The 15,107-nt window shown below is 40.4% G+C and carries 9 protein-coding genes; 6 read left to right on the plus strand and 3 right to left on the minus strand.

The window, feature by feature from the left end; genetic code table 11:
- Positions 1-51 precede the first annotated feature (51 nt).
- Complete coding sequence (locus ABWU87_RS06510) at positions 52-627, plus strand: YceI family protein (protein WP_353334180.1); 576 nt, start codon at positions 52-54, stop codon at positions 625-627.
- A 156-nt stretch (positions 628-783) separates the two neighbouring features.
- Here the strand turns inward: ABWU87_RS06510 and ABWU87_RS06515 are convergent, their stop codons facing one another.
- On the minus strand, positions 784-1,281 hold the full coding sequence (locus tag ABWU87_RS06515) for a GNAT family N-acetyltransferase (RefSeq protein WP_353334181.1): 498 nt from the start codon (positions 1,279-1,281) through the stop codon (positions 784-786).
- A 379-nt stretch (positions 1,282-1,660) separates the two neighbouring features.
- The gene (locus tag ABWU87_RS06520) at positions 1,661-3,727 is read right to left on the minus strand and encodes a glycoside hydrolase family 20 protein (RefSeq protein ID WP_353334182.1); all 2,067 of its coding nucleotides are present in this window, start codon (positions 3,725-3,727) and stop codon (positions 1,661-1,663) included.
- Between the two features lie 329 nt (positions 3,728-4,056).
- On the opposite strand from ABWU87_RS06520, the gene ABWU87_RS06525 reads away from it, so the two are divergent.
- Positions 4,057-5,448 carry a sulfatase gene (locus ABWU87_RS06525; RefSeq protein ID WP_353334429.1) on the plus strand — a complete coding sequence of 464 codons (1,392 nt, stop codon included), beginning with the start codon at positions 4,057-4,059 and terminating at the stop codon, positions 5,446-5,448.
- 12 nt (positions 5,449-5,460) lie between these two features.
- On the plus strand, positions 5,461-7,515 hold the full coding sequence (gene lacZ4 / locus ABWU87_RS06530; protein WP_353334183.1) for a beta-glucuronidase LacZ4: 2,055 nt from the start codon (positions 5,461-5,463) through the stop codon (positions 7,513-7,515).
- Between the two features lie 206 nt (positions 7,516-7,721).
- On the opposite strand, the gene ABWU87_RS06535 is transcribed toward lacZ4, so the two are convergent.
- The gene (locus ABWU87_RS06535; protein WP_353334184.1) at positions 7,722-9,275 is read right to left on the minus strand and encodes a sulfatase family protein; all 1,554 of its coding nucleotides are present in this window, start codon (positions 9,273-9,275) and stop codon (positions 7,722-7,724) included.
- A gap of 329 nt (positions 9,276-9,604) precedes the next feature.
- Here ABWU87_RS06535 and ABWU87_RS06540 point away from each other — a divergent pair, with 329 nt between their 5' ends.
- The 3 genes from ABWU87_RS06540 to ABWU87_RS06550 all read left to right on the plus strand — a co-directional run bounded on the left by ABWU87_RS06540 (position 9,605) and on the right by ABWU87_RS06550 (position 15,095).
- Positions 9,605-10,183, plus strand: a complete 579-nt coding sequence (locus ABWU87_RS06540) for an RNA polymerase sigma-70 factor (protein ID WP_353334185.1) — start codon at positions 9,605-9,607, stop codon at positions 10,181-10,183.
- Between the two features lie 71 nt (positions 10,184-10,254).
- The gene (locus ABWU87_RS06545) at positions 10,255-11,388 is read left to right on the plus strand and encodes a FecR family protein (RefSeq protein ID WP_353334186.1); all 1,134 of its coding nucleotides are present in this window, start codon (positions 10,255-10,257) and stop codon (positions 11,386-11,388) included.
- A 140-nt stretch (positions 11,389-11,528) separates the two neighbouring features.
- Positions 11,529-15,095, plus strand: a complete 3,567-nt coding sequence (locus ABWU87_RS06550; RefSeq protein WP_353334187.1) for a SusC/RagA family TonB-linked outer membrane protein — start codon at positions 11,529-11,531, stop codon at positions 15,093-15,095.
- The last annotated feature ends 12 nt before the right edge of the window (positions 15,096-15,107 follow it).

Here is a 15,107-nt window from a genome sequence, read left to right on the forward strand (position 1 = left end):
TCATCCTCGGAGGTGTTTTAAATACAATTATAAACCATAAAAAAGTAAGATATGAAAAAGTTATTTTTTGCATTGATATTGATGACAGCTTTTACTTTAGAAAGCTTTGCACAGCAATCGTGGAAGAACGATCCGGCTCATTCTCGCCTAGGATTCGTTGTAAAACACATGACCATCTCTGAAGTCAGTGGCCGTTTTACAGATTTCAACGTCAAAGTGAAAGCAACAAAGAAAGATTTAAGCGACTTGAAAGTTGAAGTCACAGCCAAAGCAGCCAGTATTAACACGGATATTGAGGCGAGAGATCATCATCTTAAAAGTGCCGATTTCTTTGATGTGGAGAAGTATCCAGAGATTACTTTTGTAAGTACAGCTCACAAAAAGGTGACTGATAAGAATTATAAATTAATGGGTAATCTGACAATGCACGGGGTTACCAGATTTGTTACGTTGAATGTTGTTTACTTTGGCGAAGCTGTCAATCCGACAAATCAACAGAAAAGTTTCGGATTTAAAATCACCGGAACTGTTAATCGCGCTAATTTTGGTATCGGTCCTAAATTTCCTGAAGCAATGATTAGTGAAAAGGTAAAAATCGTAGCCGACGTTGAATTTTTGAAGGATTAGATTTATATACGCGAGTTTCAATACGGTATGCCCAGATTGATTTTAATAAAAGCTATGCCTTAAATACGTACCGAAATCAAAATGATAAAAGAAAATACCACAATTTTCTTTTATCATTTTAGTTAACATATTAAAAAAAGAGTTGAGCCAACTCTGCTAAAGCAATTTTTGATAAAACATAAGATCTAAGAAGCGGTCGAACTTTCGGGCCGCATTCCTGATGTTTCCGCAACAAGTATAGCCGCATTTTTCAAACAGATGGCGGCTAACCATGTTATCGCCCGATATCAAGGCCACGATATTGGCGAATCCTCCATTACGTACATATTCTTCCAGCCGGAGTAAAGCTTCCGATCCATATCCCCTTCCTTCAAATCCGGGCTTTAGATAGATTGTAATTTCTACTGAAACGCTGAATGCTGCACGGGGCTTAAACTTGTTGAAATAGCAAAAACCGCACTTCTCGCCTTCGGGTGTAATAAGCATGAATGAGCGGTATAAAGGATCACCTACAGGAACAAATCCTTTGATATCTTCCATTGGAACAGGTTCTGTAGAATATACCACAGTTGTATTGAGGGTATAGTAATCATATATATCTTTCACAAACGGAAGGTCTTCTTCCTGAAGTTCCAGAAATTTCAAGCAGTTCATACAGTTTTTATTTATTTCGGGTCATAAAGATAGCGGTTTTTTCAGAGACAAGTTAGTCGTTCCTGAAAAAAGAAAAGAAAAAATAATTGGATTATTGAGGAGAGTTAAGTCATCTATAGGTAAAGAATTTATAATAAGAAAAAGGATATACCAGGCTAGAGTAACTTTTTTCTATATTTTAGTTCAACATCTTTCAGGACAAAGCAGTAAGTATTTATTGGATCTTACGCGTTGATTTGATTAATCATAGTCTTATAATTTGCTTAATATTCTAAACATAATCCATAAAAAAAAGGAATGAAGAACGAGCCCTGCCGGACTATTCTCCATTCCTTTTTGTTTATTCTGAGAGGCTACCTAAATAAGCAACCCGAATCAATTATTTCACAATGATTTCATCCACAAACAAGAAACCCTTTTTGCTGTTTGGACGAGCAATGTATTCCACATAACGTGCTGTTGTACTGCCTTCCCAACCAAAGTCGCGCAATGCAAGTCGTTCGTAATCTTCGGGTACCTCATTGGCTATCTGCTTCAAAGTAGTAAAGTTAACGCCATCTTCGGAAACCTTGATCTCCACATCATGAGGCATCCATACTCCCGGACCAATCAGCTGCATAAAAGTGGCACTGATAGATTTAACCGGCATAGTAGCGCCTAGGTCAATCACCACATCAAGATTGTGGTTTATAATTCCCTGCCAGCGACGATCGCCATAAGTCCAACCACCTCTCCAGCCGTTAACCAGTGCAGAATCGCCTCCAGCTGTATAACCGGGATAGTATGGTTCCTTGTAAGTAATCTTTTTGCCTACTGCCAGATGATTTTCTTTCACCAGACTGGCCGGTCTTTCACCCACTTCATTTTTTAGCTGGAACGGATGATAACCACGACTTTCCAGAAAATCTACAGCCTTCAGGGCACGTTGACGGAATTCAGGATAAGATTTATTTTCCGGAGCCGTCCATCCTACCTCGGCCAGTGCCAACAAACGAGGATAAATCATATATTCAGCATGCTCGGGGGTAGGGACATATTCTGTCCATAGATTTGCCTGCACACCCATAATCAGCTTTTTCTGTTCGGCTGTGAGCGAATCGGGTACCGGATTATAGGAATAGACTTTTTGCAGCGGTAAAAATCCGCCTATAGCCTCGGGTTCTGAGTTGGGGGCATCCTGATAAGCATCGAAATAGCAATAGGCCCCAGGAGTCATAATTGCCTGATGACCGGCTTTGGCAGATGCAATTCCGCCTTCTTCCCCACGCCACGACATAACGGTAGCATCGGGAGCCAGACCTCCTTGAAGAATTTCATCCCAACCAAGTAGTTTTCTGCCATGTGCATTCAGGAAATTTTCAATACGGTGAATGAGGTAACTTTGTAAATGGTCCACATCTTTCAGATTTTCATTCTGCATCCTTGCCTGACACTTGGGACAGGTTTTCCATCCACTTTTCCCGGCTTCGTCACCACCAATGTGAATATACTTAGATGGAAAAAGGTCCATCACCTCGGTAAGCACATCCTGCAGGAAGGTAAAGGTACTATCGTTCCCTATACAGAAATCAGAGTTTACATAAGGCTTGCCTGAACAGGAGAGCTGAGGATATACAGCCAAAACCTCTTCGGAATGCCCCGGCATTTCAATTTCCGGAATCACGGTAATATAGCGTTTCTGTGCGTAAGCCACAACATCTTTGATATCTTCCTGCGTATAAAATCCACCTTGTGCTTTCGGGTTGTCTTTGGTGCAATATTTGCGTCCGTTCTTCCACCACTCTTTCCAAGTGTTGTATGGTCTCCAGGCAGTGACATCGGTCAGCAACGGATACTTCTTAATCTCAATACGCCATCCTGCACCGTCGGTCAGATGCCAGTGAAAACGATTCAGTTTATAATAAGCCATCATGTCGAGCTGCTTCTTTATAAACTCCTTGGTAAAGAAGTGACGGGAAACATCCAGATGAAGTCCTCGGTAAGTCAATCGGGGCTCATCTTTAATTTGCAATGCAGGAATGCTTTTTATGCTGGAACCCTCGTTCTGATTAATCAGCTGCAGAAGTGACTGAACACCGTAAAACAATCCTGCTCCGTTCTTAGCCGAAATTGTGATTTGTTTGGGGGTAACCAATAGCTGGTAACTTTCAGGTGAAGAGTAGCTTGTCGAATCATTCACCAATAGCAGGTTTATCGAGTTTTTCTTATTGACTTTCTTTGCAGAAGAAAGTTTCAGAGGAGACTCCTGAAGCAAACTAAGCATATTTCCTTTCTCCTCACCTTTCAGGTTGGTATAAAGCACTGTCTTTTTATCCAGAGTAAAGGCGCCCTTTTGAAGCTCAGTAAACTGGGGCTTTGGAGTAATATTCAGCTGGGCAGCTACTTCCCTGCTGCCACACAACAACGCAAGCAGCAAAATCAAAATGTGAATCCGGTTTTGTTTCATTGTCTGTTATTTTTTATTGATATTTAATTCTAAAAATCAGCGGTACCTGTTTAAATTTTGTTCTTTTACATTATTCATCTTAATTCAGTATGTTTTTTAAACGGCAATATCAGGTTGAACTGGTTTAATTAATGATGTTTCAAAATTACTGCTTACTTTCCAATCTGACAAGTTGTATTTAGTTAAAGAAGTAATCACTCTTGATTTGTATGATCTAGTATATATATTCAGTCAGAAAAAAATCTGCGTTATTGCGTGTTTAGAAGATTAATTGTAGTTTTGAACTTTCAAAAGCTCGATTATAAAAAATGATGAAATTAAGCAATATAATGCTGCCTGGACTGATGTGCTGCATATCTCCAATTCTCCAGGCAAAACAAAAACCGAATGTTCTCTTCCTGATAGCAGATGATTTAAGACCAGAATTAGGTTGCTATGGAGTAAAAGAGATAAAGACTCCCAACATTGACCGCCTAGCAGCAAGCGGTATCCTCTTTCAAAACGCCTACTGTAATATTCCTGTAAGCGGGGCTTCCCGGGCTAGTTTATTAACTGGAATGTATCCGCATTACCCCAACCGCTTTGTGCAGTTTGACGCGTCGGCCAGCAAGGATTGTCCCGAAGCCATCCCTGTTTCTCAATGGTTCACCATGCATGATTATTATACCGTATCAAATGGGAAGGTGTTTCACAACATTGCAGACCATGCCGATAGCTGGAGCGAGTATCCTTGGCGGGTGCATCCGGAAGGATATGGAAAGGACTGGGCTGACTACAACAAATGGGAAGTATGGATGAATTCCGAATCAGGACACACCATTAATCCAAAAACCATGCGTGGACCTTTTTGTGAATGGGCTAATGTACCCGATTCGGCTTATGATGACGGAAAGGGAGCGTTGCGCACCATTGCCGACTTAAAAAGATTAAAGATGACGGGAAAGCCTTTCTTTCTGGCTTGCGGTTTCTGGAGACCCCATCTTCCGTTCAATGCACCGAGAAAATACTGGGATATGTACGACCGGAATAAAATTCCTTTAGCCACTAACCCCTATCGCCCAACTGATTTACCTGGACAAGTTAAGCCTTCACAGGAAATTTTCAGTTATGCTCGTGTAAAAGATACAAATGAAGAGGCCTTTCAGCGGGAAGCAAAACATGGATACTACGCAAGCGTCAGTTATGTGGACGCCCAAATAGGATTGATATTGCAGGCATTGGACGAACTCGGTTTGAGGGAGAATACCATCGTGGTACTTATAGGCGACCACGGTTGGAATTTGGGTGAGCATACTTTCTGGGGGAAACATAATCTGATGGATTGCGCTACACACGTGCCACTCATCGTGCGCGCCCCCGGCGCAAAAACCGGCAAGACAAAAAGTATGGTAGAGTTTGTAGACTTATACCCTACTCTTTGCGAACTATGTGCATTGCCGCTACCAGAAAAACAGCTGGATGGAAAAAGCTTTGTTCCCATTCTAAACAATCCGAAAAGCAAAATCAAAGAGCATGTTTACATTCAGTGGGAAGGTGGAGACAACATTGTGGATAACCAATACAGCTATGCTGAATGGGCAAAAGGAAAGAAAAAAGATTGCATGCTTTTCGACCATAAAAAAGATGCAGCTGAAAATCATAATATAGCAGGCAAAGTAAAACCGGCGCTTCTTGAACACTTTGCACAACTCATTCAGAAAATAAAATCAATTATAAAGTAATAATACTAAAAAATGCGCAAATTCTACCTTTTATGCCTGACAACATTGGTCTTTTCCTTGTCGGCATCCGGATCACGGATAGATTTATTATTAAATGACAACTGGTCATTCCGCTTTTCACACAACGTTAGCGATTTTAAAGGACAACGGGTTGATCTCCCTCATACCTGGAACACTGTTGATGCATTGTCAGGAAAGCTTGACTATAAACGGGGCATCGGAAACTACGAAAAGAAATTGTTCGTCAACCCCGAATGGAAAGGCAAACGTCTGTTTCTCCGCTTCGAAGGTGTAAACACCATTGCTAACGTGCTAGTAAACGGAAAACATATTGGCGAACATCGCGGGGGATATAGCGCCTTTGTTTTTGAAATTACCGATAGGGTTAACTATGGCAAAGAGAATACAATCCTGGTACGTGTTAATAATGCCGAACAGCTTGATGTGATGCCACTGGTGGGCGACTTCAATTTTTACGGAGGAATTTACCGGGATGTCCATCTCTTGATAACAGACCCGGTATGTATTTCACCATTGGATTACGCTTCGCCAGGCGTTTACCTCATTCAGGAGTCTGTGAGCAACAAAGAGGCAAAGGTAAAGGCGAAGATAATTTTGTCCAACGGATCGGTGCAGGATGAATCAGCTGAAATTTTGCTCCAGATATGGGATGGCAACAAAGTGATAAGAAAGGAGGTTCGGACTGTGAATCTGAAAGGTAATTCTCAACTAACGGAAGAGATACCGTTTATCATCTCCCGCCCTCACCTCTGGAACGGAATGAAAGACCCGTTTATGTATCGGGCCGAGATATCATTAATTCAGAATAACAGAGAGATAGACAAAGTGAATCAGCCATTGGGGCTTCGTTATTTCCATGTCGACCCGCAAAAGGGCTTTTTCCTGAACGGAGAACAGCTGAAATTACATGGTGTTTGTCGTCATCAGGACAGAAGCGAGATAGGTAATGCGCTGCACAAGGAAGACCATGACGAGGATGTGGCAATTATGCGCGAGATGGGTGTTAATGCCATCCGGCTGTCACATTATCCACATGCAACTTACCTGTATGATTTACTGGATCGCAACGGATTTATTATATGGTCAGAAATTCCTTTTGTTGGTCCCGGAGGATACAATGACAAAGGCTTTGTTGATCAGCCTGCATTCAAAGAGAACGGAAAAGAGCAGCTGAAAGAGATGATTCGTCAGAACTACAATCATCCTTCGGTATGCTGCTGGGGAATGTTCAACGAGCTGAAAGAGCAGGGAGACAATCCGGTGGAATATGTGAAGGAACTGAACGCACTGGCACACAGTGAAGACCCTACCCGACCAACTACGGCCGCCAGCAATCAGGAAGGAAACTTGAACCTGATAACGGACCTGATTGCCTGGAACCGCTACGACGGATGGTACGGAGGAATGCCCAAAAACCTGGGAGATTGGTTGGACAATAGACATAAATCTTTCCCTGACCAGAAAATAGGTATAAGCGAATATGGAGCAGGTGCAAGTATCTACCATCAGCAGGATACGTTAACGAAAACCGTTCCCAACAGCTGGTGGCATCCTGAAAACTGGCAGACTTTCTACCACATGGAAAACTGGAAAGTAATTGCGGAGCGTCCGTTCATCTGGGGCTCGTTCGTCTGGAACATGTTCGATTTCGGAGCTGCTCACCGTACTGAAGGTGACAAACCGGGAAGAAATGATAAGGGACTTGTAACCTTTGATCGTAAAGTGCGGAAAGATGCATTCTACTTCTATAAGGCCAATTGGAACAAAGAGGCTAAGACTCTGTATCTCTGCAATAAAAGAAACACCAACCGACACAGAAGTTTAACGGACGTCATGGTATTTACCAATGTTTCGGGAGTCGAACTGTTTGTCAACGGGAAAAGTATGGGAAAAAAATCGCCCGATAATTACGCTACTATTTGTTGGAAAGATATAAAGTTAAATCCCGGGGAGAATTTGATTGAAGTACGCTCCACCGATTCAAAAGTGAAGCTGACTGATAGTTGTAGCTGGGTATTGGAGATGGCATCAGGCCCAACTCTTTAAATTCTAACCATCTTGGGGGATTTATAAGCATACTACAATTTAAATGAATTATAGTTGTAACATCCAAAATAAAAAGAGCCATTTTCAATCTGTTATGTGGATTGAAAATGGCTCTTTAATGCTGAATAAAGTTGGCTAAATGAGATTATTCAAATTTCTTCTTTCAAAACTGAAATCTTAAATGCCTATATTTAGATTCTTCATCATTATTTGACTACAGGCACATATTTAGGATTCAACGCCTTTTCCTTTTCCAGGATAACCTTCAGCTCTTCCACTTTCTGAAAATTCTGAGCAGCCACATTCACCTTCTCGCCACGGTCTGTTTTCAAATTATAAAGCTGAGGTTCCTTGCTGTTGCCCAGTTCCGTATTGGTCAGCTTATTATAAGCAGGACCGTTATTCGGAGTGATATACTTCCAGTCGCTGGTAGAAACTGACAATGCCCCAGCCTGCTCAATGACATACTTACGTCCTTTTTTAGTTTTTCCCAGGAAAGTATTCAGATAATCCTGACTATCAGGAGCTACACCCTCTTTCTTCTTTTGTCCTACCAATGATGATAGAGATGCAAATAGGTCAATCTGTGAAACCAATGCATTCGAAACTCCGGTCTTTGTCTTTCCCGGCCAGCTTACAATAAAAGGAATACGTGTTCCCGCTTCGAAGTTGCTGTACTTACCACCGCGGTAAGGTCCCCACGGACGGTGTTTGCCCAACAGTTCAACCGCCCTGTCCTGATAACCGTCGTCCACTACCGGACCATTGTCGCTGGTCAGAACAATCAGCGTATTCTCGGCTAATCCCAGTTTTTCAAGGGTCTTCATAATCTCTCCCACACTCCAATCGAACTCTAATATAGCATCTCCACGAGCTCCCATGCCGCTCTTTCCAACAAATCTTGGATTAGGAACGCGGGGAACATGGGCATCGTTCGTTGCAAAATAAAGGAAGAAAGGGTGGTTCTTGTTATTTTCAATAAAGCTAATCGCCTTGCTAGTAATACTGTCGGCTATGTTCTCGTCTTTCCATAATGCACTTTTGCCACCCTTCATAAAGCCAATACGAGAGATTCCGTTCACAATAGCCTGATTGTGACCATGGTTCACGCTTGGTTTAAGAACTGTCAGCAGCTCCGGATGATCTTTTCCCAAGGGTTCGCCGGGGAATGGTTTTTCATAGCTTACCTCAATCGGGTCGTTCGGGTCGAGGTTTACCACGCGCTGGTTCTCCACAAAAACGCATGGAACACGGTCGCCCGTGGCAGCCATTATATAGGAATAATCAAAGCCGATATCCTTCAGTCCGGGTGTAATGAAACCATTCCAGTCCTGAGTGCCGGTCTTATCTCCCAACCCAAGGTGCCACTTGCCAATTGCACCGGTTGCATATCCGGACGATTTAAACATATCGGCGAGTGTAGTCTGTTCAGGACGAATAATCATTCCGGCATTCCCGGCTGCAATGCCGGTATCGTCACGTCGCCAGGAATAATGTCCGGTGAGCATAGAGTAACGGGAAGGAGTGCTGGTGGCAGCCACTGCATGAGCATCGGTAAAACGAACTCCACGAGAAGCCAGCTTCTCCACGTTAGGAGTATGGATAGTCTTTTCACCATTACAGCTCAAGTCACCATAACCGATATCATCGGCCAAGATAAAAATAACATTAGGGCGTTTAGTTTGCTGCGCGAACAAAGATGTTGCCGGAAAAATAAGCGAAGTGCTTAGCCCCAGCAAACCAAAAAGATTTTTTTTCATGATGTTGTTAATATATTTGTCAGTTAGGTTAAGAAAACAAAGTTTAGCGCAAATTTAGGGAACTTCTGTTAAAGATTAAAATAATAATCAAAGAATGATTCACTATAAAACAAATATGCATGTCAACAGTTATATTCCGAAATTAATTAATAACATTTGCCTAAAGAAATCTGATTGTTACTTCTACCATATAAATTCATTTAAAAGTATCTATTCATAAAAAAATATTATCTTTGCCGCTGATTTTCCCGCTGAAAGTCACATCAGAGAAAAAGTACATGCCAGGAAATATTATTTAAAGCACCGACTAACATTACAACCAACTAACCGTGAACGATCTATTGAACATGTCTCAGGTGAAAGCCGGGGACCTTAATGCATTCAAAAACTTTTTTGAGTTCTTTTATCCGAAACTCATGGCACTGGCATGCAGGTTCGTGAACGATGAGACAGCCAAGGATATTGTACAAGAGATTTTTGCCACATATTGGGAACAAAAAGAAAACATTGATGCCGACAACATACTCTCTTATCTGTTTAAATGTGTACAAAACAAATGCCTCAATTACCTGAAACATGAGATGATTGTAGACGAAGCAAACATCAGGATAGCAGAGCAACGAATTCAGGCAATCAGTTCTTGTCCCGATTCAAATGACACATTGCAAAACCTGATTACCCGAGATATTTATGAAGTTGTGGAAAGCTCTGTCAAAAAGCTGCCTCCACGTTGCGCTGAAGCTTTTCGTCTATGTTTCTTCCACGACCTTCCTCAAAAAGAGGTAGCCGTCATCATGAATATTTCTCTTCGTACAGTTGAAACACACATACGACATGCTGTGACTTTCCTAAAAACCGATTTACACGATTTATTGTTACTAATTCTACTTTTTTACGCTAAAAAATAAAAAAAGTCATTTTGTACTACGTAGTAACCATGATCACAATTGTCTTCAATATATAAAGCAAAAAAATACTAATGGAAGAACAATTACTGATACGATTTCTCTCACACCAATGTACATCTGATGAATTAAAGGAAGTGCAAGATTGGATTTCAACAAACAAAGCTCATGCAGACTGGTTTTTTGAGATTGAACGGCTGTGGTCGCTTAAAGATGAATTCCGGTTTTCTGATAAAAAAGAGATTGAGATTGCCTTCAACCGATTTATGAACGAATTGGAGAATAAAGAGAAAGCACAGCATGAGACTAAGCCAATATATAGAATATCCGGAACAACTGAATTGAAGATGGATCATGAAGATACAATTTCAGAAAGTGATACCCGAGAAAACAACCTACAAGAAGAAAACATTTCAGGAAAAGAGTACCGCAAAGCTGTCAACCTAAAAATTTCACCACTTCGTCGAATTGTTTCATTGAGTAAATATGCTGCTGCAATATTGATTGTAGTTCTTCTCTCGTTAAACCTCTACCGAATAACGACCAATCAAAACGAAAAATTAAACACAATCGAAGTTCCTCGCGGCCAACGAGTTGCTCTCACTCTTTGCGATGGCACTCGTGTTTGGCTCAACTCGGATAGTAAGCTCACTTACCCTGCCAGTTTTGGAGGTAATAAACGAGAGGTTACGTTACAAGGTGAAGGATATTTTGAAGTGACAAAAGACCATAAACATCCTTTCATTGTACACAATACCAGTCTGGATGTTAAAGTTCTCGGAACGAAGTTTAATGTGAAGGCTTATCTAGGAGAAATTTCATCTGTCTTCCTAAAAGAAGGCAAAGTGGAGGTTTCAGATCCTGAAAAGAACAGAAAAATAATTCTTCATCCCAGCGATAAAGTTCTTTATACGTTAGATAAAGGCTTTAAATTGCAAACGAATGTAAGCTCTGAAGAGTCTGATAGCTGGCGACAAGGTGAACTGGCCTTCGTGGAAGAATCTCTTAGAACCATTGTTAAATCGTTGGAAAGAAGGTATGATGTACAGATTACAGTTCATCCGCCTGAATTAAACAATAAACTTTTCACTTGCCGGTTTAAACAGGACGCTACCTTGGAACAGGTACTTGACTTGTTAAAAGACACCCGCGAATTTACTTATAAGATCGAAAACAAAAAAGTAAATATCTACAGCAGGCACCCATAAACCGTAACAAGTTTCATTTACATTTTATTTTTTCATATACGGATAATCTCATGATTGAAGATGTGAATCCGCCCATTTTTTCAGTATAGAAGTACTGAAATAAGACACTGTTAACTTTAATTTATCTAATATATAAACATATGAATTTTAACAAAACCAAGACACCCCTGCCTTCAGAGCAAGGAAGAACAAACCAAAAAAAACTGAAATTGATGGCATATATAGTTCTCTTGCTGCTATCAATCTTATCTCAGCCATGTTTGGCTCAAAAAAATGATTCTCCTAAGACGCGCATATCTCTGGATATGAAAAATGTTTCTGTAAAGGAAGTTTTATCATCTATCGAATCAAAAAGCAAGTACTATTTCACTTACAACCTAAATTCGGTAAACGTAAACCGTAAGACTACTATTCGGGTAAAAGACAAAGAAGTTACTGAGATTCTTTCAATCATATTTGCCGGAGAGAATGTCAAATATAAGGTTAATGATAAACACATTGTGCTTTTTCTGTCAGAAAATCAAGAGAACAACAGTCGGCCAGGAAAAACCTCCTCGACTAGAAAAATCACAGGAAAGGTAAAAGATGAACAGGGCGAACCTATTATCGGAGCAAATGTACTCGTTGAAGGTTCATCAAACGGAACAATAACTGATACGAACGGAGATTTTTCCATTGATGTGAAAGAGAACGATATGGTACGCGTATCCTTTATTGGTTATGAACAACAGAAGGTAAAAGTTGGTACAAACTCTTTTCTGGCTGTAACTCTGCGCGAAAATTTTCAGAAAGTTGAAGAAGTGGTGGTAACCGCCATGGGTATTCAACGAAAAGCCAAATCACTTACGTATGCCACACAAAAAATGGATAACGAAGAGCTGATGCGCGTTCAGGATGCCAACTTCATCAACTCGCTACAAGGAAAAGCTGCAGGGCTAAGCATTACACCTAATGTGGGTGGTGCAGGTGGTGCTTCCAAGATTTTGCTTCGTGGTAGCAGATCAATCATTGGAAACAACAGTCCGCTTATTGTAGTAGATGGAATTCCTATGAGTAATAATGTAAAAGGGCAGCAAGGTTTTAATGCTTCGTTGGATTATGGCAACAATACAGAAGGGTCAGATGCCCTTTCATCCATTAATCCCGATGACATTGAAAACATCAACATTCTAAAGGGGGCTAATGCAGCTGCCTTATATGGTAGTGCAGCTGCAAATGGGGTAATAATGGTTACAACCAAAAAAGGGAAAGAGGGAACTATGAATATCAATGTGACCTCGAATGCAACTTTTGAAAGACCAATGATTCTTCCTGAATTTCAGAATGAATATGGGTTAAATAAAAAAGGAAGTGATAGTTGGGGAAAACGGATATCAGATCTGACAACCAATGATTTGGAAACATTCGCTGCAGCCGGAAAACACTTATTGAATAAAGTGGGAAATGATTTGAATGATTTCTATAGAACTGGAAATACATTCAACAATTCCATATCATTAAGCGGTGGAACAAGCACAATGCGTTCATATTTCTCATATGCCAATACTACTGCCAACGGTATGTTGAGAAACAACACATTCGGTCGTCATATATTTACTTTCAGACAGAATTATGTCTTACTGAACAAAAAATTAAATATTGACCTTGCATTGAACTATGTGAATCAGCAAACAAAAAACAGGCCTGGTGGAGGTGAAGTGCTCAATCCAATTTTTCATGCATATACAGCTCCAAGAAATGCAGACATGAGCTATTACAAAAACAATTATAGAATTGAAAACGCCAAATGGATGTCAAACAGCTATACATATTATGAAAAACAACCAGACGGAAGTTTTAAACTAGTCACAGACAAAAAAACAGAACTAAAAGGAACCAAACAAAACTGGTTAATCAATGATGCAAAAAATAATAATCCTTATTGGATTATGAATATGCTTTCGAAAATTGATAAGCAAGACCGTGCTTATGGATATATTTCCGGCAACTACGAAATAATCAAAGGACTGAATGCTCAGGGAAGATTCAGTATGGATCGCTCAAGAAGTGAAACTACAGATCAACGTGCAGCTACAACTTATAATGAAGTCACTATGATGGATAGAGGAATATATGGTCAATGGCTCACCAACTCCAACGAATTCTATCTGGATGGAATGTTAAGTTATAACAATTCTTTCAAAGATTTCTCAGTTTCAGCTACCAGCGGGGCTACTGCACACAGAATAAAAACAGAATCACAAAGCATGTATGAACAGGCTATGATGTATGACTATTTAATGAAAAACGAACTACATACAATAAATATTTTTGATCCACGCGCCGGCTCAGGTTCTTCGCGTACATACAACAAAACTTCCAACTGGGATCAAGGTCTGTTCATCACCGGACAGGTGGGATATAAAGATGCAATTTATCTTGAGGGAAGTTACCGTCAGGACTGGTACCGAGCCTTCGCACAATTCAAGGACAGAGGTGTGCCGGATAACTACGGTTATTATTCTTTTGGAGCAAACGCATTAGTACATAATCTTGTTAAAATGCCTCAGTTTATCACTTATCTAAAGTTACGCACCTCATACAGTGAGGTAGGGAACTCCATTCCAAACCTGATATTTGCAGAAGTCGGTGTGAACCCAATTACCGGATCCACTATCCCTTCTCCTTACTCTTACTTTAAAAATCCGGTTCCGGAAGTATCGCGCTCGTTTGAGGCCGGATTCGATGCTTCATTCTTCTCTAATGCGTTGAACTGGGATTTAACTTTTTACAACACATTATTGGACAGAGCTTACCTGATTATAGATGAAGGAGGATATTCCAAACCAGTTAACACTGGGGTTATAAGAAACAGAGGAATTGAGACTACACTCTCATATGCAATGAATATTACTAAAAACTTTTTGTGGAAAACAGGTGTAAACTTCTCATACAATGCAAACAAGATACTTAAAACATACATTGATGAAGATGGCAAAGAAGGACTTATTCCTCAGTATCTTGACTTTACACGCAAATACCAACTCCGCTATAAAAAGGGAGGACAATATGGAGATATGTATGCAACCGACTTTTTGAGAGATGAAAACGGTAAAATAAAACTAACTGAAGCTGATGGTAAACCCATTCTTAATCCGATTAAGTACAGCACTTATGTTGGGAACATGAATCCAAAGTTTCAATTAGGTTGGAATAACACTTTTACCTATAAAAATTTCTCACTCTATTTCTTAATTGATGGAAAGATCGGAGGAAAAGCAGTTTCATTTACCGAAGCTAAGTTAGATTATCTTGGCCTGTCAAAACGCACCGGTGAAGCCAGAAATCTACAAGCAAAAAGCGGGCTAACCTATACAAACATCGATGGGGATACATATCCAGCAATGAAACTTGCTGACGGACAAATAACTCCTATCGAATTATATTACCAAACAATTGGCGGTGATATTGTTGCAACACAATACGTATACGATGCCACCAATTTCCGTTTGAGAGAGATGTCGCTGGGATATACGTTCAAGAAAGTTTTCGGTCCCATTAAGAGTTTATCGCTTTCGTTAATCGGCCGAAACTTATTCTTCTTGTACAACAAAGCCCCAATGGATCCAGAAACGTCTTTATCTACCCAAAACAGTTTGGGAAGCGTGGACATATTTAATCTGCCTACAACCCGTTCGTTAGGATTCTCTGCAACACTCTCGTTTTAATTGACTAAAATT

Origin of the sequence: Bacteroides sedimenti (assembly GCF_040365225.1) — a bacterium.
Lineage (GTDB): Bacteria > Bacteroidota > Bacteroidia > Bacteroidales > Bacteroidaceae > Bacteroides > Bacteroides sedimenti.

Coding starts and splice junctions, on each gene's coding strand:
- lacZ4 (WP_353334183.1), top strand. CDS start 5,461: ATGCGCAAATTCTACCTTTTATGCCTGACAACATTGGTCTTTTCCTTG.
- ABWU87_RS06520 (WP_353334182.1), bottom strand. CDS start 3,727: ATGAAACAAAACCGGATTCACATTTTGATTTTGCTGCTTGCGTTGTTG.
- ABWU87_RS06545 (WP_353334186.1), top strand. CDS start 10,255: ATGGAAGAACAATTACTGATACGATTTCTCTCACACCAATGTACATCT.
- ABWU87_RS06515 (WP_353334181.1), bottom strand. CDS start 1,281: ATGAACTGCTTGAAATTTCTGGAACTTCAGGAAGAAGACCTTCCGTTT.
- ABWU87_RS06510 (WP_353334180.1), top strand. CDS start 52: ATGAAAAAGTTATTTTTTGCATTGATATTGATGACAGCTTTTACTTTA.
- ABWU87_RS06535 (WP_353334184.1), bottom strand. CDS start 9,275: ATGAAAAAAAATCTTTTTGGTTTGCTGGGGCTAAGCACTTCGCTTATT.
- ABWU87_RS06550 (WP_353334187.1), top strand. CDS start 11,529: ATGAATTTTAACAAAACCAAGACACCCCTGCCTTCAGAGCAAGGAAGA.
- ABWU87_RS06525 (WP_353334429.1), top strand. CDS start 4,057: ATGCTGCCTGGACTGATGTGCTGCATATCTCCAATTCTCCAGGCAAAA.